Source organism: Actinoplanes sp. NPDC049316, assembly GCF_040677315.1.
GTDB lineage: Bacteria > Actinomycetota > Actinomycetes > Mycobacteriales > Micromonosporaceae > Actinoplanes.
The window spans coordinates 137,505-157,852 of record NZ_JBFAQM010000014.1; the positions used below are offsets into that span (position 1 = coordinate 137,505).

Sequence of the window (20,348 nt, forward strand, 5' to 3'; positions counted from 1 at the left end):
CGTTCCACCGAGCCGGTGGGACGCCCTTCGCCGATCAGTGGGCCGGTGGGATGCCCAGGGCGGCACACGCCTCCCGATACATGCGGACGGCTTCGCCGCGCACCTGCCGACGCTCGGTGAGCCGCTCCCGGAACGGAATCCGCACCGGTACGGCGATCCCGTCCACGGTGGCCTCGAACTCCATGCCGTCGGCGTCCAGCCCGGACACCCGTGCGGCGGTCGCGGCCCCCACACCGCCGAGCCCGCGCACGATCAGCACGTTGTCCTCGGCGTGATCGTCGTTCATGTGCCGGGCGATCTGCTCGACGGCCTCCGGTGTCAGTTCGAAAGCACCCACCCAGCGCTCCTTGAGTCCGGCGAGAACGGCGATGTTCAGGCGGTACGCCTCCGACACCTCGGCCACCAGGCGGTCCTCATCGGCCGCCGACAGGGTCAGGTCGTCGAGGAGAGAACGGTAGCGCGCCCGGAACGCGGGCGGGGACACGCCGTCGAACACGAAGAAGCGGTGGCCGGCGCCGTTCAGGCCGTACGCCTTCGCGATCGCCGGGCCGAGGTACTGGCCGCCGGAGAGGTCGCCCAGGTAGCGGGTGTAGTGGTGGGCGATGAACGCCCACGGCCGGTCGAAGGCCACCTCGCGGAGACGGGCCCGGTAGCGTTCCGTCGCCGGTAGCGGGCTGCGCCGGTCCTGGTGCGGGTCGCGGCCGGCCAGGAGCGTGAGGTCGGCGGTGAGGGCGGGGAGCCGGGTCAGCTCCGGGAAGACGAACGGGCCCGCCACCGGGTCCCCGGCCATCGCCGCGGCGGCCTGCTCGAGCGTCTCGTAGAGGAACCAGTGCTGGGTGGCGAGGTCCGCGTACGCCGCCCGCGGCAGGCCGCCCGACGCCAACCGGTCGAGAAAGCCGCTGCCCTGCGCCTCGTCGTGGTCGGAGCGGGTCTCGGAGCGCAGCCGGACGGACAACCGGGCGGGAGGGTCGGCCAACGTCACAGCAGTAACCTCTCTCCGCGTTAGGTGAGCCTAACCCTTCCCGAGCCGGTCCCGGGTCGCGGGATGCCGCCGAGGCAGAATGGGGGGATGCCGCAATCCCTGGAAGCCGTCCTCGCCGAGGTCCGTGACCTGCTGCTCGACCCGGCGCTCACCCGTGCGGTCGCGGCGGGCCGGCGGCGGGGCGTCACCCCCTCGGTGCAGCGGGCGGAGCTACGGCCGGTCGAGCTGAAGACCGGGCGGAAACTGCAGATCGTCACGAACGACGGCTCCCGGCCGTACACCCGCAACGTCTCCGGCGGCGAGGCCGCGGCCGCGGTCGATGCGCTGCTGGCGGAGCCGTTCGGTAACTGGCACGTGGAGACCGCGACGTCCACGGTGCAGGTGAGGGTCACGAAGAAGGGCGACGCCCAGGTCCACCGCTCCGGCGCGAGCACCGCCGCGGCCGCGCCGGCGCAGCACGACCGGGCCAAGCAGTGGCTGCTCGATCCCGGCGACCCGCTGTTCACCGTCATCGGCGGCAACGCCGCGAAACGCCGGCAGGTGGACGCGTTCCTGCGCGCGCTGGCCGCCACGCTGCCCGAGGAGCTGCCGTCGCCGCTGCGCGTCGTCGACCTGGGCTGCGGGAACGCCTACCTGACGTTCGCGGCGTACCGCTATCTGGCCGACCGGGTCGCCGACGTCCGGGTCGTGGGGGTCGATGTCCGCGAAGATCAACGCGTACGCAACACCGCCGTCGCCGAGGAGCTGGGCTGCGCCGACGCCGTCCGGTTCGTGGCGGGAACCATCGAGGACGCGCGGGTCGACGAGGCGCCCGACCTCGTCCTGGCCCTGCACGCCTGCGACACGGCGACGGACCAGGCGCTGGCCCGCGCCGTACGGTGGAACGCCCGCTGGGTGCTGGCGGCGCCCTGCTGCCACCACGACATCGCCGCCCAGCTCAAGGGCCGGGCAGCGCCGGCGCCGTACGCGGAGGTGACCCGGAACGCGATCCTGCGGGAGCGCTTCGCGGACGTCCTCACCGACTCGCTGCGGTCGTCCTTGCTGCGGCTCAACGGCTACAAGGTGGACGTGGTGGAGTTCGTGGACTCCCAGCACACGCCACGGAACCTGCTGCTGCGGGCCCGCCGGACCGGCGCCGCGCCGACGGACGACCAGCGTTCGGAATACGAGACGCTGACCGCGCAGTGGGGCGTGACGCCGGCCCTGGAGAAGCTGCTGGCCTGAAGTCCGCCGGCCTTCGATTTCGACCGGCCGCTTTCCGCCGGCCTTTTGCGCTCAGCCGGCCGCCTTCCGGCCTTCCGCCGGCCTTTTGCGCTCAGCCGGCCGCCTTCCGCCGGCCTTTTGCGCTCAGCCGGCGGCCTTCGGTCTCAGCTGGCCGTGGCGGTGAAGGCGGCGGTGTGGACCTTGCCGGCGACCTGGAAGTCGAAGAACATCCGGTACCGGCCGGGACCGGGTGCGGCCAGCCAGAACTTCACGGCACCGTCGACGGGCTGCGGCTCCGGATGCACATGGACGTAGCCCACGTCACCCTCGCGAAGCACCACCAGATGACCGTACGCACCCAGGTACGGCTCGAGCGCCGCCGGTTTGCCGTCGGGTCCCCGTACGGTCATGAAGATCGGCTGCGACGAGCCGGTCTGCGGCGTACCCCCGTACTCGATGGTGAAGGCGTCAGTGCTCACCCGGGTGACCGGCGCAGGAAGGGCGACCGGAGCGTAGTTGCCGGCGACCGAGAGGTCGACACCGAGCGTGACCGGCGTCTGGCGGCCGCCGACGATCGCGGTGAAGTCGGCGATCGCCCGGTAACTGCCGGGCTGGGCCAGCGTGAGATCGATGCTCCACGTGCCGTCGGGCGCCATGGTGGGATGAAGATGCTGGTAGCCGGTGAGATCACGGCGCACGACCACCAGGTGGAGGGGCTTCTCGTGCACGACCGCGTACGTGGTCACGGGAGCCCCGCCGGCCGCGATGACCCGGAACGTCAGCGGCTGCTTGCGGCCCGCCGGGAAGCTCGTGGTGCCGGGCTGCAGGGTGAGGCCACCGGCGGTCATCGCCAGCCCGCCGACGGACTGCGCAGCGTCGGCGCCCGATCCGGCGACCTGCGTCACGGTGCCGTCGGCATTGTGCACATGCGGCGCCGCGCCGGTGTCGTCGTGCGGGACAGCGCCGGCGGCGTTGCCTGTCCCCGTGGCGGCTTCCGTTCCGGTCGCGCTGTGCCCGTGTGCGTCGGCCGCGACCTGCGTGGAGGGGGCGGACTGCGCAGTCTCCACCGATTCGTTCAGGCGGCCGATCCCGTACCCGGCAAAGAGCACCACCACCAGGACTGCGCCGAACGCGGCGAGCCGGAAGGCGGTGCCCTTCTCCTCGCCGGCCGCGGGCCGAGCCGACCCGAGGCTTTGCGCCGGCCGGCCCGTCGCAGTGCTTTGCGTGGAGTCGCCGCTTGCAAGACCTTTCTCGGGCTGGCCCGTAGCCGTGTCCTGCGGGGGCCGGTTCTGGGGGTCGTCTTGCGCGGTGGGTTGCTGCTTGCCGGTCTCAGGCATCGGCGAGCTCGTAGCCGGCCTCGTCCACCGCGGCGCGTACGGCGTCCTCGGCGAGCGGCTCGGCACTGGTCACGGTGACGGCACCGGTGGGCAGGTCGACCTGCACGGCGTCGACGCCGGGGAGGGCGGAGAGTTCGCTGGTCACGGCCTGGACGCAGTGGTTGCAGGTCATGCCGGTCACGGTGTACGTGGTGGTGACGGCCATGATGGGCCTCCTTCTTCGAGTTCTCGTGATGCCTCTGTGGGTCGCGGGCGGCGTTCGGTTCGTTCCCGGGGCGTCCGGTTCGCTTGCGGGGCGTCCGGTTCGCTTGCGGGGCGTCCGGTTCGCTTGCCGGGCGTCCAGCTTGCTCGCCGGGCGTTCGTTCGCTCGCCGGGCGTTCGGCTCGCTCGCCGGGCGTTCGGCTCGCTCGCCGGGCGGCGGGTCAGGAACGGACCAGGCGCGCGATGGCGTCGGAAGCTTCCTTCACCTTGGCGGTCGGGTCTCCAGCACGGGCCGCATCGACGACGCAGTGCGCGAGGTGGTCCTCCAGCAACCCGATGGCCACCGCGTGCAGCGCGCTCTTGGCGGCAGAGATCTGGGTGAGAACGTCGATGCAGTACGTGTCCTCGTCCACCATGCGCTGGAGTCCCCGGATCTGCCCCTCGATGCGCCGCAGCCGCCCGAGCAACGCGGCCTTGTCTCCCGAGTATCCGTGCGGGCCCGGGTGTTCTTGGTCGGCGGTCATGCCACCAGCATACCCCCCTCCGGTATCGAGCAAGACGGCAGCGTCACCCCCGCCCCATTCGGTCCGGCTCCGCCGAAGCCGTGCGCCGCAACCTCAGGCCACTTCGTCAAACGCGTCGCTTTTGCCTGTTTTGCCTCGTTAAGGGCGTTGTGTCGTTTACCGTGACCACCCGACCCGTCATTGTCGCCCTGATGTCGGCGCTGTTGCTCACGGGCTACGCCACCGTGATCCCCGCTTCCCCGGCCGCGGCAGCTCGTCGAACGTCGCTTCCGGCTCGCGGTGGCGTCAGGGCCCCAGCCGCTCCGCCGGCCAATCTCCCGGCTGATCTTCCAGCCGCTCTCCCGGCGGATCTCCCGTCGGCCGTCCTGCGGGAGTTGTCTGCTGCGAGCACGGCGTCCGCATTCAGTCCCGCGGCACAGCGACGCGCCCGTGCGGCTGGGGCGTCCGTGCTCAGCCCCCTGGCACCGCGACGGATCCGTGGGGCCGCGGCGTCCGCGTTCAATCCCGCGGCACCCCGACGCCTCCGTGTGGCCACAGCGTCCGCGTTCAGTCCCGCGGCACCCCGGCACCTCCGTGTGGCCGCGGCGTCGGGCTCGCCGATCGTCCGGGAGGACCGTCCGTCGGGGGCCGAGCTGGACAAGCGCATCACCGCGGCCGCCCGCCAGCTGGAAATCCTCGTCGAGCAGTACAACGATTCCCGTGAGGACCTGCGGACCACCAAGCTGCAGATCTCGCACCTCGGCAGCCGGCTCGGCCCCCTGGTCCGCGACCTGGAGGAACGGCAGGCCTTGATGGACGGTCTGATGTCGAGCACGTACCAGCGCACGCGCACCGGCCCGACGGTCGCGCTGTTCGCCTCCGACCAGCCGCACGAGTTCGTCGACAAGCTCCTCGTCCTGCACCAGCTCGCATCCGAGGAGCAGCGTGCTGCCGAGGAGCTGCGCGAGGCCCGTACCAAGGTCGACGCGACACGTGCCGCCCTCAACTTGCTCGCGGCGCAGCAGACCCGCCAGCAGACCGAGCTCAACACCCGCAAGGCGACCGTCAAGGGCGAGATCACGGCCCTCAAACAAATGCGAGCGATCGCGTACGGCGAAGGCTCCCGCTACCGCGACTCCGGCGCCTTCCCGGTCCCCGAGTACGTGCCGGGCCCCGCAGCCGACGTTGTCGCGTTCGCGTTCGACCAGCTCGGCAAGCCGTACCGCTGGGGTTCCGCAGGCCCGCGCTCGTACGACTGCTCGGGCCTGACCCTGGCCGCCTGGCGAACCGCGGGAGTAGGCCTGCCGCACAACGCCGCCAGCCAGTACGCGTCGATGGCCCACGTGAGCAGGGACCAGCTGAGGCCCGGCGACCTGGTGTTCTTTTACAACCCGATCAGCCACGTCGGCATCTACATCGGCGGCGGGCGGATGATCCACGCGCCGGAGTTCGGCGAGAACGTGCGGGTGGCGACCATCGACTCCCAGCCCATTCGCGGGTTCGGGCGGCCGGGCTGACGGACGACCGGGCCGGCCGGGGGCACGGCGCTATCGGGGCACGCCGTTCGGTTGGGGGGCCAGCCCGGGGTGTGCAGGCGTGCGTCATCCCGCCACCGCGAGGGCCAGCGGCAACACCCCCGATGCGCCGGCGCGCCGCAGCACCCTGCCCGCCAGGGCCATGGTCCATCCCGAGTCGACCAGGTCGTCCACCAGCAGAACCGGCCCTTCCAGATCCTGCAGAGCCTCGGCGACGGCCAGTGGGACCGTGAAGGCGTCGTGCAAGGCGAGCACCCGCTGGGCGCTGTTTCCCCGGTGCCCAGCGGCAGAGGTGTGGGAGGAGGTCAGGGCGCCCAGCATCGGGAGCCGGCCGACCGCCGCGATGCGAGCGGCTGTGCTCGTCACGAGGTCGGGACGGTTGCGTGAGCCGACGGCCACGACGCCGGCGGGGCGTTGTTCCCATGCGTCGTCGCCGCGTGCCCACGCCTTCAGCACTTCCACCACGGCGGCAGCCAGGTCGTCGGGGATGGGGGTGTCCGGTGCGCCGGGGGTGACGAGCGCGCGGAGCCTCGTACCCCATCCTTGGTCCGACAGGCGGCCCACCGCCCGGCCCGGCAGGATCTGCTCGGCCGGGGTGATCTTGCCTTTGAGGTCGACGCCCACGGAAGCCATGCCGGTCGGCCAGAGCTTCTTCGGTGCGATGTCGACGCCGGGACGGCCGAGGAAGGCCTGGGCGGCGGAGAGCGACTCCGGGGAGACCTCCGCGTCGAAGAGGGGCTCGGCGCACGTGTCACAGCGACCGCAAGGCTGGGCTTCGGGGTCGTCGAGGCAGCGCCGCAGGAACTCCATCCGGCACGCGGTGGTTGTCGCGTACTCGATCATGGTCTTCTGCTCGGCCGTGCGGGCCTCGGCGACGCGTCGCAGGCGCGCGGTGTCGTAGGTCCAGGGTTCGCCGGTGACGACCCAACCGCCCCGGGTACGCCGCACAGCCCCGTCGACGTCGAGCACCTTGAGCATCAGCTCAAGACGCGTACGCCGCAGGTCGACGATGGGTTCGAGCGCCTGCGTCGACAGCGGGCGATCCGGCGACAGAGCCGCCAGCACCGCACGGACCTGCTCCTCGGGCGGGAACGCCAGGGACGCGAAGTAGCGCCAGATCGCCACGTCCTCCTGACCCGGGAGCAGGACGACCTCGGCGTGCTCGACGGCGCGGCCCGCCCGGCCCACCTGCTGGTAGTAGGCGATCGGTGAGGGCGGCGCGCCCAGATGGACGACGAACCCGAGGTCGGGCTTGTCGAAGCCCATGCCGAGCGCTGAGGTGGCCACCAGCGCCTTGATCTTGTTGTCGAGAAGGTCCTGCTCGGCTGCGCGACGGTCGGCGTCCTCAACCTGCCCCGTGTACGACGCGACGGGGAACCCGCGGGACCGGAGGAACTCCGCTGTCTCGGTCGCTGCGGCCACTGTGAGCGTGTAGACGATGCCGGAGCCCGGCAGCTTCTCCAGGTGATCTGCCAGCCACGCCAGGCGGTGCGCGGGGTTGGGCAGCTCGAGCACCCCGAGACGCAACGAATCGCGGTCGAGCGAGCCGCGCAGGACCAGGGCGTCGCCCAGCTGGTCGGCGACGTCCGCAGTGACGCGCGCGTTGGCGGTGGCGGTGGTCGCCAGCACCGGCGTGCGCACGGGCAGCCCCGCCAGGAACGTGCGCAGCCGCCGATAGTCGGGGCGGAAGTCGTGACCCCAGTCGGAGACGCAGTGGGCTTCGTCGACCACGAGCAGGCCGGTGCTCGCTGCGAGCCCGGGTAGCACGTTGTCCCGGAAATCCGGGTTGTTGAGCCGCTCGGGGCTGATGAGCAGCACGTCGACCCCACCGCTGCGGATCTCGGCAGTGATCTCGTCCCACTCGTCGAGGTTGGCCGAGTTGATCGTGCGGGCGCGGATGCCCGCTCGTGCGGCGGCCTCCACCTGGTTGCGCATCAGCGCTAGCAAGGGGGACACGATCACGGTCGGGCCGGCCGGCGGGTCACCGGGCTCGGCCGTGATGCCGTCCCGCAGCAGAGCGGTGGCGACGAAGTAGACGGCGGACTTGCCCCAACCCGTACGCTGCACGCACAGCACCCGCCGCCGGTCGACCACGAGCGCCTCGATCGCCCGCCACTGGTCCTCCCGGAGCACGGCGTGCTCACCCGCCAGCCGCCGCAGAACTTCCTCGGCGCACTCGCGGACGGCCACCCGCTCGGCCTCGCTGACTGCCTGACTCGTCATCTCCACCACGACCGCATGTCTACCAGCCCGGTCCGACATCGGGCGGGTTATCCACAGGCCGGCCGTTATCCACAGGCCCGGCTGATTTCGTCCCCAAGATCAGCGGTCGGTGGCAGCGTAAAGGCATGTCCAAGATGATCGCCGAGAAGCTTTTGATCAAGCCGAACAGCACGGTGTGGGTGTCGCATCCGGCGCACCTCCCGTTGCTGACCCCGATGCCTGACGGCGTGCGGGAGAGCAATGACCCGGCGACGGCCGGTGCGGCGATCGTCTTCGCCGACGACGCGGCGAGCGCTCGGAGGCTATTGGAGGAACACGCCGAAGCCCTGAAGTTGCCGGCCGCGGTCTGGGTCGCGTATCCGAAGGGCAACAAGACCGACATCAACCGGGACACGCTCTGGCCCATCGTGGCCGACTTCGACATGCGTCCGTGCGGACAGGTGGCGATCGACGACCGCTGGTCGGCGCTGCGGTTCCGGGCGAACCGGCCGGGAGAAGGCCGTTTCACCGGCGCAGCCGGGTGAAGGTCATGCGCCGGCAGAGCTGGCTAAATGACGTTCCACCCCGCGGTAACAGTGAAGGCCAATCGCCAGCAACGCTTGATTAAGGCCGTTTCACCAGCACATCCGGATGAAGGCCGTTCGCAGTGACCGTGAATGAATGCCGTCCACCGGCGCAGCCGGGTGGAAGCTGTTATCGCGCAGCCGGGTAGGCGTGCATCAGCGCCCCTACCCCTCATCCCGCACCCGAGTCGCGGGATAGTCCCGATCATGCTGGGAGTGCAGGAATGTGACGAAAGCCGGCTCGGCGGCCAGCGACCGCAGGTCTGGGTCCACGGAAATCCAGTCGTACGGCCGTTCCATCTCGCAGTCCCGATCATCGACTACGGCTTGCAGGAGGGCCACCGCCCGGGCAGTCAACTGTCTGCCGGTAGGCAGGCCGGTCGACGCACGAGCCGGCGCGTCGAGCGTCGCGGCCGCGCCGACAACCACTGCGTGCAGGCATGCGGCGTTGTACAGGGCGACCCATGACCAGCGCCAACCGCGGACGCCGCTTCCGCCGTCCGGAGAGAAGCGGTCGATCTGCCGACGAATGTCGGCCCACTGGCCCGCCAGGACAGCGAGGCGGACCGCGGTGAGCGCCTCTGCCGTCTTGGCGCCGGTCAGTTGTCTGCGCCGCGCCACGCGAGCTTGCCGGATCGGGAGGAGCATCGGACGCAGGTCGCCTCGCTGATCTCGATGAGCCAGACAGCGACCGAGGAGGAACCAGAAACCGACGGTCCGCCGATACCGCCGGAATTGCCGTTGTGCGAGGACGAGCATGTGCCGCCGCAGATGCCGAGCGTGGGAACCGCCGAGCGGATGCATGCAGAGCGCCTCGTCCAGGATGGGATCGAATCCGCGTTCGGGGAGGCCGCATTGCCGCAGCATTCGTGCCAAGTGGACACGCTCGTCAGGGGCGCATCGGGTCCACAACGATGCCAGGTCCAGCCCGGCGACCATTTCCAGCGACATCGCGAGCCGGTAGCGCACCCGGTGAAAGCGTGGGTACTGGACGCAATTCACCGCGTGCAGGTGCAGCGCGGCGACGTGGTTACCTTGCAGGTCGCGCAGCAGCGCGAGTTCGTACCGGGTCACGCCGGCTCCTGGGCTGTTGCGCACCGCGTGGTCCAGCAGCTCGGCTTTCCGGTCGCGGAGCCGGCCGGCTTCTGCGGACGAGCACGGATTGGCTGTCATCTGCTGCGCCATGAGGTAGGCGGCCAGGTCTTCACCGTCGAAGGAACCGACCGACCACCTCGGCGTGTTCACATCCGCGGCGAACACCGTCCGAGCCGCGAAGCCGGCCACCCGCTCGGCCACGTCCTCCTTACCGCAGCACAACGTGCGTACCATCCGGCTCTGCTGGGTGCGGGCGTCGCGGACGTCGACGGTGACGTGTCGACCTGGCCGGACGCATGCCGATGCCGGCGGTTTCTCTTCCCGTACCTTGACGACGAATCCGGGCGGCCTCGGCCACACCGCGCCGGCCAAGCGGACGAGTTGCGCGTAGAGACCGGCGCCGGGCACCTGACTCTCGGCCACCACGGCTGCCATGGTGTCCGAGCCGGCTCCCCCGGGAACGACCGAAGGCCGGTGCACCAGGACGGCCGGCAGCCGGAATTGCATCTCCTTGACGATGTCCGCCGCGTTGGTGTCGTCATCGACGTGGACAGTGGGCGGCTCGAAGCGCGCGGACCATCCCTCCAACAGCCAGTACAGGACAACCAGAACGAGACCGAAGGCGGCCACACTGATGTCGTCCGGCCAGGGTCGGCGGTCGGGGACGAGCGCGTACAACGGAGCGAAGAAGAAATCCGAGGCATTGCCGGCGCCGTCCACGAACGCCGCGGTGAAATGCCGGTGAGTCGTCTGGCCCCAGGCGGCGAGCGTGATGACCCCCGTCAACGCGATCAGCGTGGTGACGACCCGCAGGGTTCGCCGGCTGAAATACCTCCCCACGGCGATCAACAGAATGACAACCGCGGCCACCGCTGCCCAGACATATCCGATCTGGTACCAGATGAACTCCCCGCGATGATTCATCGCACCTCCTCGCAGGCGCGGGGCCAGACAGAAACGCAGCACAGGACCCGGCCGAAGACCCGGCGCAGGGCCCGGCCGAAGGCGCAGACGCACGGCCGGCCGAAGACCCGGCGCAGAGCCCGGCCGAAGGTGCAGACGCACGGCCGGCCGAAGACGCACGGCCGGCCGAAGACGCAGGCGCAGAGCCCGGCCGAAGGTGCGAGCCATTCGGCCGGGACATTCACCTGGACAGAACCGGCAGGGCGACGACCTGCGTGCGACTACACGCCTTCCGCCTCTCCGGTCATCTCAGCGGTCGTCTTGATGCCGTTCTCGAAGCCGCCGCCGCTGCCGGAGAAGAGCAGGTACATGGGCTTCTCATTGCGCAGCAGGTCCACGACGTTCGGGAAGTCCTTGGCGTGGTAGTAGACGCTGTCGGCCGTGTCGGGAGGAAGGGTCGCGCCGTCTGGCTTGAAGACCAACTGTCCGATGTAGGCACCCTGGTGCTTCAGCCAGATGCGGGGCGAGAAGGTGTTCGCGGAGTACATGACTTCGTACTCGTCGATCTGCGTGAGGGGCATGACGATCCTTTCTTGAGGGTCGCCGGCCGGAGCGCGAGCCGCGGGATCGGATGTGCTGAGTCGCAGATCCCGGCCCGGATCGCCGGGAAACGGCGTGGGAATCGCTCCGGCTGCGACTGTCGATGCGTCCATCAGACGCGCGCCCGGGCGCGCGGAGGTAGGGGCCAAAGTCCCGCCCCATCATTCATCGCCAGGAATGCCGTCGGCACTGCAAGTTACTGCAATATCAAGGGCTCGAATGCGCACCGGAGCTCAGGTTCGCCATGTGAAGACGCCCATTTCCCGGCAATATCAGGCCACGAATGCGGCTTCGCTTCGGGTGCATGGGCGCGAGCTACCAGGAACCAGCGGGGCCGCCGCCAGAAGCCGGCGAGCGGCCAGGAACCGGCGAGCGGCCAGGAACCGGCGAGCCGCCGGCGGCGCCGTGCGGCTCAGCGGCCGAGGACGGAGCCGCCGTTGACGTTGATGATCTGGCCGGTCACGAAAGTGCCGCCGGGGCCGACGAGCCAGCGGACCGCCTCGGCGATGTCGTCCGGTTCGCCGGCCCGCTTCACCAGGGTGGCGTTCACCCGCGCCCGGTGGCCTTCCTCGGTCATCCGGCCGGCGAAGAACTCGCTGTCGGTGATGTAGCCCGGCGCGATGACGTTGGCCGTGATGCCGTCCGGGCCGAACTGCGTGGCGAGGTCGAACACCCAGCCGTGCAGGGCTGCCTTCGCCGCCGAGTACGGCCCGCCGCCCCCGCGCTGGGCGGCGATGGAACTGGTCAGGATCACGCGGCCGCCCGGGCGGCGCAGGAGCGGACGGAGGGCCTCGGTCATGAGGACGGCGGTGATGACGTTCGAGTCGAAGGTGGCGCGCCAGCGGTCCTTGAGCCCGGCGAGCGTCGAGTCGTCGCCGGAGACGTACGCGCCCGCGTTGTTGACCAGGACGTCGACCGCGCGGCCGCCGACGGCCTCGACCACCGCGGGGATCTGCTCGGGGTCGGCGCAGTCGGCGGTCACGGTGGTGGCTTGCGGCCCGATCCACTTCGCCGCGTCCGTGAGCACCTCGGGACGCCGGCCGACGATGATGACGTCGTACCCCTCGCCGGCCAGCATCCCGGCCGTCGCCCGGCCGATCCCCGTGCCGCCACCAGTGACAACCGCAAGCCTCGCCATGCCGCCGACTCTAGAACAGTCCGGCCCGGCGCCGCCGCGGACCGCCCGGCACGCGGCCGACGACGAAGGCCAGCAAGGAAGGGCCGGCGACGAAGGCCAGCAAGAGAACGCCGGCGACAAAGGCGACAAACGCAGGGCCGGCGGTCAGGACAGAACCGGCGGGAAAGGCGAAAGGGGAACGGACGGCCCCGGGTCAGGAATGCGGAGCCGGGAAACGGGGCATGACGAAGGCGCGACGCAAGGTGCGTCGACAGGGTACGCAAAACGAGCTCCTCGAGCGGAGAAGGGCAGATGGCCGTTGAGCCGCCCGATCCGAGGAGCGAGGCAGTACGAGGTCCTCGCTACCGGGCGAAGACCGATGCCATGTCGAGTTGCATCACGCACCCTTTCTGTCGGGTAATGGGACACCCTAGCCGGGGCACTGTCGGACGCGGAGGTATTTACGGGTGCGTGATCGCTCGCCGTGGCGGTATCCCGCCCGGGTGGTGCCGTTGGCCTTTCTGGGGGCCATTGCCGTCGGTACGGGGCTGATGATGCTGCCCGCCGCCCGCGCGGAGCCCGGGGGTGCGCCGTTCGTCACCGCGTTGTTCACCGCGGCCAGCGCCGTGTGTGTCACCGGGCTGTCCGTGGTCGACACGCCTTCGTACTGGTCGGGGTTCGGGCTGGTGCTGCTCACCGTGCTGTCGCAGATCGGCGGGTTCGGCATCATGACGCTGGCGACGCTGCTCAGCCTGCTGGTGTCGCGGCGGCTGGGGTTGCGCAGCCGGTTGCTGGCCCAGGCCGAGAGCGCCGGGCTGCTGGGCGGCAACATCCGGGGTGTGCTCGTACGGGTCGCCCTCGTGATGTTCGTGTCGGAGGCGCTGATCAGCGTGGTGCTCACGGTGCGGTTCCGGGCGGCGTACGACTATCCGTGGGGGCGGGCCGTGTGGGAGGCCGTTTTCCACGCCGTGCAGGCCTTCAACAATGCCGGCTTCGCCCTGTACCCGGACAGCCTGGTGCGGTTCGTCGGAGACTGGTGGATCTGCGTACCCCTGGCTCTCGGGGTGCTCGCGGGGTCGATCGGGTTCCCGGTGCTCTTCGAGCTCGCGCGCGAGTGGCGTACGCCCGGATCCTGGTCGACCCACACCCGGCTGACGGTGTGGGGCACGGTGTTGCTCAGCGTCAGCGGGTTTCTGATCTTCCTCGTCTTCGAGTGGAGCAATCCGGGCACGCTGGGGCCGCTGGGCACCCCGGCCAAGGTCCTGGCCGCCTTCACGCAGGACGTGATGACGCGGTCCGGCGGCTTCAACAGCATCGATCTGGGCGCGATGAACACCGAGACGATCGCCGTCACCAACGGCATGATGTTCATCGGCGGCGGCAGCGCGAGCACCGCCGGCGGCATCAAGGTGACGACGTTCTTCCTGCTGGCGTACGTGATCTGGGCGGAGATCCGGGGTGAGCCGGACGTGGTGATCGCGAAGCGGCGCATCGCGGAGGAGACGCAGCGGCAGGCCGTCACCGTGGCCTTGCTCGGGGTGGCGCTGGTCGCCGCCGGGACGCTCGCGATCGTCCTGCTGACCGACGACGTGCCGTTCGACCGGGCCCTGTTCGAGGTCACGTCGGCTTTCGCCACGGTCGGGCTGAGCACCGGCGTCACCGCCTCGCTGCCGACTTCGGCGCAGGTCGTGCTCGTCGTGCTCATGTACGTGGGTCGCGTCGGCACCATCGCCGTCGGCACCGCCATCGCGCTCAACACGCGGCGGCGGCTGTACCGCTATCCGGAAGAGAGGCCCCTCGTTGGCTGAGCAGAGGACGATCGACACCGTCGTGGTGGTGGGTTTGGGGCGCTTCGGCGGGGCCGTCGCCGAGTCGCTGGTCAATCTCGGTCACGAGGTGCTCGGCATCGACTCGGATCCGCGGATCGTGCGGGACTGGTCGGATCGGCTGACGCACGTCGTCGAGGCCGACGCCACCGACACCGACGCGCTTCGGCAGCTGGGCGTACCGGAATTCTCCCGGGCCGTGGTCGGGATCGGCACGAACCTGGAGACGAGCGTGCTCACCGTGCTGACCCTCGCCGAGATCGGGGTGACCGAGATCTGGGCGAAGGCGACCAGCGCCAAGCACGGGCAGATCCTGTCCCGGGTGGGGGCGCGGCACGTGATCTTCCCCGAGTCCGAGATGGGCGAGCGGGTCGCGCACCTGATCACCGGCCGGATGCTCGACTACATCGAGTTCGACGACGGCTTCGCCATCGCGAAGGTACGGGCGCCGCGCGACGCGGCGGGCAGGTCGCTCGCCGAGCTGGGGCTGCGCTCGAAGTGGGGCATCACGGTGGTCGGCACGAAGCTGCCGGGAGAGGACTTCACGTACGCGGTGCCGGAGACGGTCATCCCCCACGGCGGCTGCATCCTCATCGTGGCCGGCGAGACGTCCAAGGTGGAGCGCTTCGCCGCGGCGGGCGGCTGAGGGGCCGGCTCAGATGTCGACCGAGAAGCCGCCCTTGGCCCTGTCGGTGGAGGTCTGCGGCGACGGCTTGGACCGGTCCTTCTTGCGCGTGGCCGCCGGCGCGGGCGACGAGTGCGGCGAGGAGGAGGGGGACGGCGAAGCAGCCGGTGACGGCGAGGTGACGGCCCCGAGGACCTCGGCCTGGCAGGGGTGCCCGTTGAGGGCGAAGGTCAACGGCAGTGGGTTCGTCGCGCGGTAGCTGCCGGTGACGGTGACGGTCACCGAGCGGCCCGGACGCAGCTTCGTGCCGCTCCGGGGACGCAGCACCACTTTCCGGCCGCGCTGGGCGAGACGTTTCGGCGCATCGGTGAGGCGCTGGCCGCCGGTGAACGTGAACTCCAGCCGCCAGCCCGCCAGCACGTGCTCCCCCGTGTTCACCACGGTCAGTTGCGCGCCGAAGTCCGTACCCGTGTCGCGCTGGACCTGGTAGCGGACCTTGCAGCCGGTGCCGTGCGGGACCACCGACCCGGGCCCGGTGCCCGCCGCCGCGGCCTGCGCCGTCGTGACCTCCTCGGGTTCGCGGGTGGACGACCAGACCAGGCCGACGGAGGCCACCAGGACGAGCGTCGCCACCGCCGCCTGCACGCGGTGCCGGGCGGCGAGCACGGCCTGCCCGAGCCGGCCCCCGGTGAGCAGGTCGCGGGCCAGGACGCCGCCGCGGAACAGGCCGCCGCCGAGCGGCACCGGACCGCCGACGCGCAGGGCCCGGGCGAGCCGCAGACCGGTACGCAACCGCAGAAGGCGCCGAGGTGACAGGCCGGGACGCAGGCGGCGGCGTGACGGGCCGGGATGCGGTGACGGCCGGAAGCCGGCGAGCGCGGGGACCGCTCCCCCGGCAGCCACCGGCGGGATGATCGGCTGCAGGCCGACGAGGGCGGCCAGCAACGTCGCGACCTCGTCGGCGCGGGGCCGGTCCTCCGGCTGCTTGGCCAGGCAGCGCAGGCACAGGCCGGCCACGTCCGCCGGCATGTCCGGCAGATCGGGTACGGGTTCAGGGTCCGCGTACAGGTGCGCGCGCAAGGCCTCGGTGGTGCTGCCGGCCGGCCACGGGAGCCTGCCGGTCAGCAGGCGGTACAGGAGCAGGCCCAGGGCGTACACGTCGGCGGCGGGGGCGACGGGGCCGCCGGCGAGCCGTTCGGGCGCCAGGTAGGCGGGGGTGCCCAGCAGGCTGCCGTCGGGTGCGGCGTCGCGCTGGCCGGTGAGCGCCGAGATGCCGAAGTCGACCACCTTGGCGCCGGCGCCGGTCAGCATCACGTTGGCCGGCGTGACGTCGCGGTGCACGATGCCGCGGGCGTGCGCGGTGGCCAGCGCCGAGGCGACCTCCGCGGCGATCGTGACCGCCTCGCGCCACGGGAACGGCCCGTCGCGGCGCAGCCGGGCGGAGACCGGCTCGCCGTCGTTGAGCTCCATCACCACGTACGGGACCTGCCGGTGCTCGCCGAAGTCGAACACCCCCGTGATGTGCGGGTGGCACAGCCGTGCCGCGGCGAGCGCCTCCTGCCGGAGCCGGGTGCGTGACGACGGCTCGGCGACGAGGTGCGCGGAGAGCATCTTGATCGCGACCGGCCGGCCGAGGATCTCGTCGTGGCCGCGCCACACGACCGACATGCCGCCGGTGCCGAGCCGTTCGATGAGGCGGTAGCGGTCACCGACGTGCCCGTGTTCCGCACCCGCCGCCCGCCACCCCATGTGCCGATTGTGGCCCGAGGGACGCGGTGGTCACGGGCGTCTGCGGAAACCGGCCCGGGCGGCCGCGGTGGTCTGACCGGCGGCACGCTCTTTGCCCGAATTCCACCGTGCCCGGCTCAGCCGGCGAGCAGCTGATCCACCGGCGCGTAGTCGTCGGTCAGCACCCGCGCGTCCCCCACGAACTCCGCCAGCGCCGTCCCGGACACCAGTTCGACCGGCTCGTCGACCAGGTCGAGGTGGCTGCGGATCTCCTCGAGCGGCAGCGGTGACGCGGACGCCACGATCACGAAGTTGGCCCCGATCCGGCCCTCGAGGGCGTCCTTCGGCGCGATCAATGCGACGTTCGGGAAGGCGTCCGCGACCGTGGCGACCTCCGCGCGGATGAAGCGGCCGGGCGGGTAGTCGATGACGTTCTGGGCGTACATGCCGCCGGGGCGCAGGACCCGGGCGATGTCCGCGGCCATCTCCCGGGTGGCGAGATGCCAGGGGACCACCAGGTGGCCGAACGCGTCGCCCACCACCAGGTCGTACGCGCCGGTGGGCTGGCCGGCGAGGCCGACGCGCGCGTCGCCGACGCGAACCCGCAGATCGGGGCCCGTGGTGAGGCCCAGCTCGCGCTTGTCCAGGTCGACCAGCCCACCGTCGAGCTCGAGGACGACCTGCTTGCTGCCCGGGCGGCTGTGCGCCACGTACTCGGGCACGGTGAAGCCGCCGCCGCCCAGGTGCAGGGCGTCGATCGGGGCGGCGGCGGTCTTCTGGATGTCGACCAGGGCGCCGAGCCACTGCACGTACGCGAACTCGAGGTGGGCCGGGTCGTCCAGGTCGACGTACGAGTGCCGCGCCGAGTTGAGGATCAGCGTCCGCCCGCCGGGCACCTTCGGGTCGGCGTCGACCCGCGCGCAGTGGTACGCGGTCTCCACGTCGCACGGCGTCGGCGCGGAGGCGCCCAGCCCGGAGCCGACGAGCCCGATCGTGACGAGCACCGCCCGGGTACGCGGCCTGCCCGGCACCGCGAGCGCGGGGTCACGCCGGCGCAGCCACCATCCCAGCCCGAACCCGGCGACGGCGAGCAGCGCGGCCAGCGTGAGAATGATCCAGCTGCTCGGCATCGCGGCGACGAAGATGAAGCCGGTGCCGAGCGTGGCGGTGATGGCCCCGAGCGTGCCGAAGCTGGAGAGCCGGCCGACCACCTCCCCGGTCCGTCGCAGATCGCCGAGCTGCAGCTTCACCGTCAGCGGGGTGATCGTGGAGAGCAGGAACGCGGGCAGGAACACGGCCAGCGCCGCCAGCAGCAGCACCGCCGGGGCGGCTCCCCCGCGCAGGAGCTCACCGCCCCAGCGGACCAGCGGCAGGGTGATCGCCGTGGTGATCGCCCCGAGCAGCAGGGCGGGGGCGAGCAGGATCCGCGGGTCGTACCGGTCGGCGAGGCGGCCGCCGAGCCAGGTGCCGTACGCGATGGCGGCCAGCGAGATGCCGATGACCGAGCTGCTCACCTGCAGGGTCACGCCGACGTACGGCCCGACCAGGCGCAACGCGACGATCTCGAGGACCAGCACGGCCCCGCTGGCGAAGAAGACGAGCGCGGTGGCGAGGCCGGACGGCAGGGCCCGTGGGGATTCCATCGGCGGAATGCTACCGACGGAACCTGGGCTCACAGGATGGACAGGTGCACGTGGTTGGTGTGTGTCGCCGCCGGCCCGCCGGAGCCGCTGTACGAGCGCCAGCCCAGCCCCGGTTGCCAGATCTGGCGGTACCAGATCACGTACATCACGCCCAGGCGGTTGGCGTTCTTCACGAAGTACGCGGCGAGGTTGTTGCCGTACGTGCGGTCGCCGCCGGTGGCGTTGACGTTCTCGAAGCCGCCCGCCGCCGCGGAGAAGTCGCAGGCCCGCCCCTTGGGGTGCTCGCCGGAGGACCGCTCGCTGAAGCAGGCGGTGTAGCGCTTGAAGCCCGCCGCCCGGGCCTGCTGGTACGCGTTGAGCAGCCGCGGCGTGATGCAGCCGGAGCTGGTCGGGTCGTTGACCGTGCAGGACTCCCGCGGCCAGGAGCCGTCGGAGTTGCGGGGCGCGGGCTTGGCCAGCGGCGAGTCGGCGTTGACGAAGCCGCCGGCCACCGCGCCGCCACCGGCCGCGGCCAGGGCGTTCTCGGCCTGCTGCTTCTTCTTGGCCAGGACCGTGACCTGCTTCTGCTGCTCCTTGATCTCCAGCTCGATGGCCCTGGTCGCCTTCTCGGCGACGGTGACCGCGTCCTGATACTCGGTGAGGGCGCGCGAGTCGACCTGCGCCATCTGCTCGAGCCGCAGCGCCCGCTCCATGAACGTGTCCGGCGTGCTCGCGTTGAGCAGCAGCGACATCGTGCTGAAGCGGCCTTGCCGGTACGACCGGGCGGCCACCTCACGGACCCGGTCCTTCAGCCCGGCTGCCTTCTCCTGCGCCTGCTTGAGGGCGGCCTTGAGCTGCACCTGGCGCTTCTTGGACGCGTCGAGTTTCTGCTTCGCCTCGACGTGCCCCTTCGCCGCCGATTCGAGCTGCTCGCGCAGGGTCTTCGAGCCGCCCTCGGGGTCGGGCGCCGCATGGGCGGCCGGGGCCGCCACGAGCAGCACGAGGACCGCCGCCAGCAGGGCGAGCGCAGGCTGGGCTCGGCGCAGGTAAGTCGCCGCCACGATCTACCTCCCAAGTGGTGAGCGCGGGTGACTCTACCGCGCTCACCCCTGTCAAGGCAGATCGATCATGTCGCCGAATATCCACCATCGACGAAGAGTGTCTGCCCGGTTACGGCAGCGCTCGCGGAACTCGCCAGATAAACGGCACAACCGGCAAAATCCTCGGGTACGCCGTTCCGCCCGATCATGGTCCGCCGGGCGTGGGCGGCGACCTTGTCCGGGTCGGCGAACACCGGCTCGGTCAGCGGGGTGTGCACGACCCCCGGCGCGACCGCGTTGCACGTGACGCCGCGACCGGACCACGCCTCCGCCTGCGACCGGGTGAGCCCGACCAGGCCGGCCTTCGCGGCTCCGTACGCGCCGCTGTTGCCGTACGCGCGGAACGCCTGCTGGGAGACGACGTTGATGATGCGGCCCCAGCCCCGTGCGGCCATCGCCGGGCCGAAGCGCTGCCCAAGCAGGAACGGCGCGGTGAGGTTCGCGGCGAGCGTCACGTCCCAGTCGTCGTCGGTCAGTTCGTCCATCGGCGGCCGCCGGTTCACCGCCGCGGCGTTGACGAGGATGTCCACGTCCTCGTACCCGCCGACCCGCGCGACGTCCGTACGGTCCGCCAGATCGGCCGCGACGATCTCCACCGCGACGCCGTCCGCGCGCAGCTCGGCGGCCGTGTCACGCAGCGGCTCCGGCCGCCGCGCGACCAGAACGACCCGCGCGCCGGCCCGGCCGAGCGCACCCGCCATCGCCCGGCCGATCCCGGAACTGCCACCGGTCACCATCGCGGTCCGGCCACCCAGACCGAAAAGCTCATCGAGGTACGAAGCCATGCGCCACCCTAATATCGAAAAGATGGCGTACACCGAGGCATTTCCCGTGATCACCGTCTCCGACCTGCCCGCCGCTTCCGCCTTCTACCGCGACCAGATGGGATTCACCGAGCAGTACAGGTTTCCCGGGGAGGGCGACCCGGTCTTCGTGACGCTGGCGCTCGGCACCAGCAAACTCTCCCTCGCCGCCGGGCCCGCGGCCGACTTCGACCTGTGCGTCTACGCCGACGACTGCGACGCCGCGGTACGGCAGCTGCGCGACGCGGGCGCCGAGGTGCTGGAGGAGCCGGCGGACCAGCCGTGGGGCGAGCGCATGGCCCGCCTTCGCGACCCCTCGGGACACCGCATCCTGCTCATGGCCCCCCTCGACGACGCCTGAGCCGCCGGGCGCGCAGCACCG

18 protein-coding genes are annotated in these 20,348 nt (G+C 71.2%); 6 read left to right on the forward strand and 12 right to left on the reverse strand.

Annotation, left to right across the window (positions count from 1 at the left end; genetic code table 11):
• Positions 1–34: 34 nt before the first annotated feature.
• Positions 35–982, reverse strand: a complete 948-nt coding sequence (locus tag AB0K03_RS22215; protein ID WP_364687691.1) for a biliverdin-producing heme oxygenase — start codon at positions 980–982, stop codon at positions 35–37.
• Positions 983–1,069: 87 nt separating this feature from the next.
• Here AB0K03_RS22215 and AB0K03_RS22220 point away from each other — a divergent pair, with 87 nt between their 5' ends.
• The gene (locus AB0K03_RS22220; RefSeq protein WP_364687693.1) at positions 1,070–2,206 is read left to right on the forward strand and encodes an SAM-dependent methyltransferase; all 1,137 of its coding nucleotides are present in this window, start codon (positions 1,070–1,072) and stop codon (positions 2,204–2,206) included.
• Positions 2,207–2,349: 143 nt separating this feature from the next.
• Here AB0K03_RS22220 and AB0K03_RS22225 read toward each other — a convergent pair whose 3' ends face one another.
• The 3 genes from AB0K03_RS22225 to AB0K03_RS22235 all read right to left on the reverse strand — a co-directional run bounded on the left by AB0K03_RS22225 (position 2,350) and on the right by AB0K03_RS22235 (position 4,247).
• Positions 2,350–3,522 (reverse strand): hypothetical protein, encoded by a 1,173-nt coding sequence (locus tag AB0K03_RS22225; protein WP_364687695.1) that lies wholly within the window; start codon positions 3,520–3,522, stop codon positions 2,350–2,352.
• Complete coding sequence (locus AB0K03_RS22230; RefSeq protein WP_364687697.1) at positions 3,515–3,727, reverse strand: cation transporter; 213 nt, start codon at positions 3,725–3,727, stop codon at positions 3,515–3,517. Before AB0K03_RS22230 ends, AB0K03_RS22225 begins: the two co-directional genes overlap by 8 nt.
• A gap of 217 nt (positions 3,728–3,944) precedes the next feature.
• Entirely contained in the window at positions 3,945–4,247 is a 303-nt protein-coding gene (locus AB0K03_RS22235) for a metal-sensitive transcriptional regulator (protein ID WP_364687699.1), read from the reverse strand.
• A gap of 575 nt (positions 4,248–4,822) precedes the next feature.
• On the opposite strand from AB0K03_RS22235, the gene AB0K03_RS22240 reads away from it, so the two are divergent.
• Positions 4,823–5,743: an NlpC/P60 family protein gene (locus AB0K03_RS22240; protein WP_364687701.1), complete on the forward strand. Its 921-nt coding sequence runs from the start codon at positions 4,823–4,825 to the stop codon at positions 5,741–5,743.
• An 84-nt stretch (positions 5,744–5,827) separates the two neighbouring features.
• Here the strand turns inward: AB0K03_RS22240 and AB0K03_RS22245 are convergent, their stop codons facing one another.
• The gene (locus tag AB0K03_RS22245; RefSeq protein WP_364687703.1) at positions 5,828–7,984 is read right to left on the reverse strand and encodes a DEAD/DEAH box helicase; all 2,157 of its coding nucleotides are present in this window, start codon (positions 7,982–7,984) and stop codon (positions 5,828–5,830) included.
• Between the two features lie 134 nt (positions 7,985–8,118).
• On the opposite strand from AB0K03_RS22245, the gene AB0K03_RS22250 reads away from it, so the two are divergent.
• A complete protein-coding gene (locus AB0K03_RS22250; RefSeq protein WP_364687705.1) occupies positions 8,119–8,508 on the forward strand; it encodes a hypothetical protein in 390 nt (129 codons plus the stop codon).
• Between the two features lie 204 nt (positions 8,509–8,712).
• On the opposite strand, the gene AB0K03_RS22255 is transcribed toward AB0K03_RS22250, so the two are convergent.
• The 3 genes from AB0K03_RS22255 to AB0K03_RS22265 all read right to left on the reverse strand — a co-directional run bounded on the left by AB0K03_RS22255 (position 8,713) and on the right by AB0K03_RS22265 (position 12,283).
• Positions 8,713–10,566 carry a hypothetical protein gene (locus AB0K03_RS22255; protein WP_364687707.1) on the reverse strand — a complete coding sequence of 618 codons (1,854 nt, stop codon included), beginning with the start codon at positions 10,564–10,566 and terminating at the stop codon, positions 8,713–8,715.
• A 260-nt stretch (positions 10,567–10,826) separates the two neighbouring features.
• Positions 10,827–11,126, reverse strand: coding sequence for a hypothetical protein (locus AB0K03_RS22260; RefSeq protein WP_364687709.1), 300 nt, complete (start codon positions 11,124–11,126; stop codon positions 10,827–10,829).
• Between the two features lie 431 nt (positions 11,127–11,557).
• On the reverse strand, positions 11,558–12,283 hold the full coding sequence (locus tag AB0K03_RS22265) for an SDR family oxidoreductase (protein WP_364687711.1): 726 nt from the start codon (positions 12,281–12,283) through the stop codon (positions 11,558–11,560).
• Positions 12,284–12,774: 491 nt separating this feature from the next.
• On the opposite strand from AB0K03_RS22265, the gene AB0K03_RS22270 reads away from it, so the two are divergent.
• On the forward strand, positions 12,775–14,070 hold the full coding sequence (locus AB0K03_RS22270; RefSeq protein WP_364687808.1) for a potassium transporter TrkG: 1,296 nt from the start codon (positions 12,775–12,777) through the stop codon (positions 14,068–14,070).
• Positions 14,063–14,734, forward strand: a complete 672-nt coding sequence (locus AB0K03_RS22275) for a TrkA family potassium uptake protein (RefSeq protein ID WP_364687713.1) — start codon at positions 14,063–14,065, stop codon at positions 14,732–14,734. The genes AB0K03_RS22270 and AB0K03_RS22275 overlap by 8 nt, the downstream gene beginning before the upstream one ends.
• Before the next feature lie 9 nt (positions 14,735–14,743).
• Here AB0K03_RS22275 and AB0K03_RS22280 read toward each other — a convergent pair whose 3' ends face one another.
• The 4 genes from AB0K03_RS22280 to AB0K03_RS22295 all read right to left on the reverse strand — a co-directional run bounded on the left by AB0K03_RS22280 (position 14,744) and on the right by AB0K03_RS22295 (position 19,981).
• Positions 14,744–16,462, reverse strand: a complete 1,719-nt coding sequence (locus AB0K03_RS22280) for a serine/threonine-protein kinase (RefSeq protein ID WP_364687715.1) — start codon at positions 16,460–16,462, stop codon at positions 14,744–14,746.
• Between the two features lie 116 nt (positions 16,463–16,578).
• Positions 16,579–18,084, reverse strand: a complete 1,506-nt coding sequence (locus tag AB0K03_RS22285) for a fused MFS/spermidine synthase (RefSeq protein ID WP_364687717.1) — start codon at positions 18,082–18,084, stop codon at positions 16,579–16,581.
• Between the two features lie 29 nt (positions 18,085–18,113).
• Positions 18,114–19,124 (reverse strand): hypothetical protein, encoded by a 1,011-nt coding sequence (locus AB0K03_RS22290; protein ID WP_364687719.1) that lies wholly within the window; start codon positions 19,122–19,124, stop codon positions 18,114–18,116.
• Positions 19,125–19,189: 65 nt separating this feature from the next.
• Positions 19,190–19,981: an SDR family oxidoreductase gene (locus tag AB0K03_RS22295; RefSeq protein ID WP_364687720.1), complete on the reverse strand. Its 792-nt coding sequence runs from the start codon at positions 19,979–19,981 to the stop codon at positions 19,190–19,192.
• Between AB0K03_RS22295 and AB0K03_RS22300 the strand changes: the two genes are divergently transcribed.
• A complete protein-coding gene (locus AB0K03_RS22300; RefSeq protein WP_364687722.1) occupies positions 19,971–20,327 on the forward strand; it encodes a VOC family protein in 357 nt (118 codons plus the stop codon). The genes AB0K03_RS22295 and AB0K03_RS22300 overlap by 11 nt on opposite strands.
• The last annotated feature ends 21 nt before the right edge of the window (positions 20,328–20,348 follow it).

What these genes read in the sequence shown, in the direction of transcription:
- AB0K03_RS22300 (WP_364687722.1), top strand. Translation starts at nt 19,971, where the DNA reads ATGGCGTACACCGAGGCATTTCCCGTGATCACCGTCTCCGACCTGCCC.
- AB0K03_RS22260 (WP_364687709.1), bottom strand. Translation starts at nt 11,126, where the DNA reads ATGCCCCTCACGCAGATCGACGAGTACGAAGTCATGTACTCCGCGAAC.
- AB0K03_RS22255 (WP_364687707.1), bottom strand. Translation starts at nt 10,566, where the DNA reads ATGAATCATCGCGGGGAGTTCATCTGGTACCAGATCGGATATGTCTGG.
- AB0K03_RS22280 (WP_364687715.1), bottom strand. Translation starts at nt 16,462, where the DNA reads ATGGGGTGGCGGGCGGCGGGTGCGGAACACGGGCACGTCGGTGACCGC.
- AB0K03_RS22250 (WP_364687705.1), top strand. Translation starts at nt 8,119, where the DNA reads ATGATCGCCGAGAAGCTTTTGATCAAGCCGAACAGCACGGTGTGGGTG.
- AB0K03_RS22265 (WP_364687711.1), bottom strand. Translation starts at nt 12,283, where the DNA reads ATGGCGAGGCTTGCGGTTGTCACTGGTGGCGGCACGGGGATCGGCCGG.
- AB0K03_RS22220 (WP_364687693.1), top strand. Translation starts at nt 1,070, where the DNA reads ATGCCGCAATCCCTGGAAGCCGTCCTCGCCGAGGTCCGTGACCTGCTG.
- AB0K03_RS22225 (WP_364687695.1), bottom strand. Translation starts at nt 3,522, where the DNA reads ATGCCTGAGACCGGCAAGCAGCAACCCACCGCGCAAGACGACCCCCAG.
- AB0K03_RS22235 (WP_364687699.1), bottom strand. Translation starts at nt 4,247, where the DNA reads ATGACCGCCGACCAAGAACACCCGGGCCCGCACGGATACTCGGGAGAC.
- AB0K03_RS22285 (WP_364687717.1), bottom strand. Translation starts at nt 18,084, where the DNA reads ATGGAATCCCCACGGGCCCTGCCGTCCGGCCTCGCCACCGCGCTCGTC.
- AB0K03_RS22245 (WP_364687703.1), bottom strand. Translation starts at nt 7,984, where the DNA reads ATGACGAGTCAGGCAGTCAGCGAGGCCGAGCGGGTGGCCGTCCGCGAG.
- AB0K03_RS22230 (WP_364687697.1), bottom strand. Translation starts at nt 3,727, where the DNA reads ATGGCCGTCACCACCACGTACACCGTGACCGGCATGACCTGCAACCAC.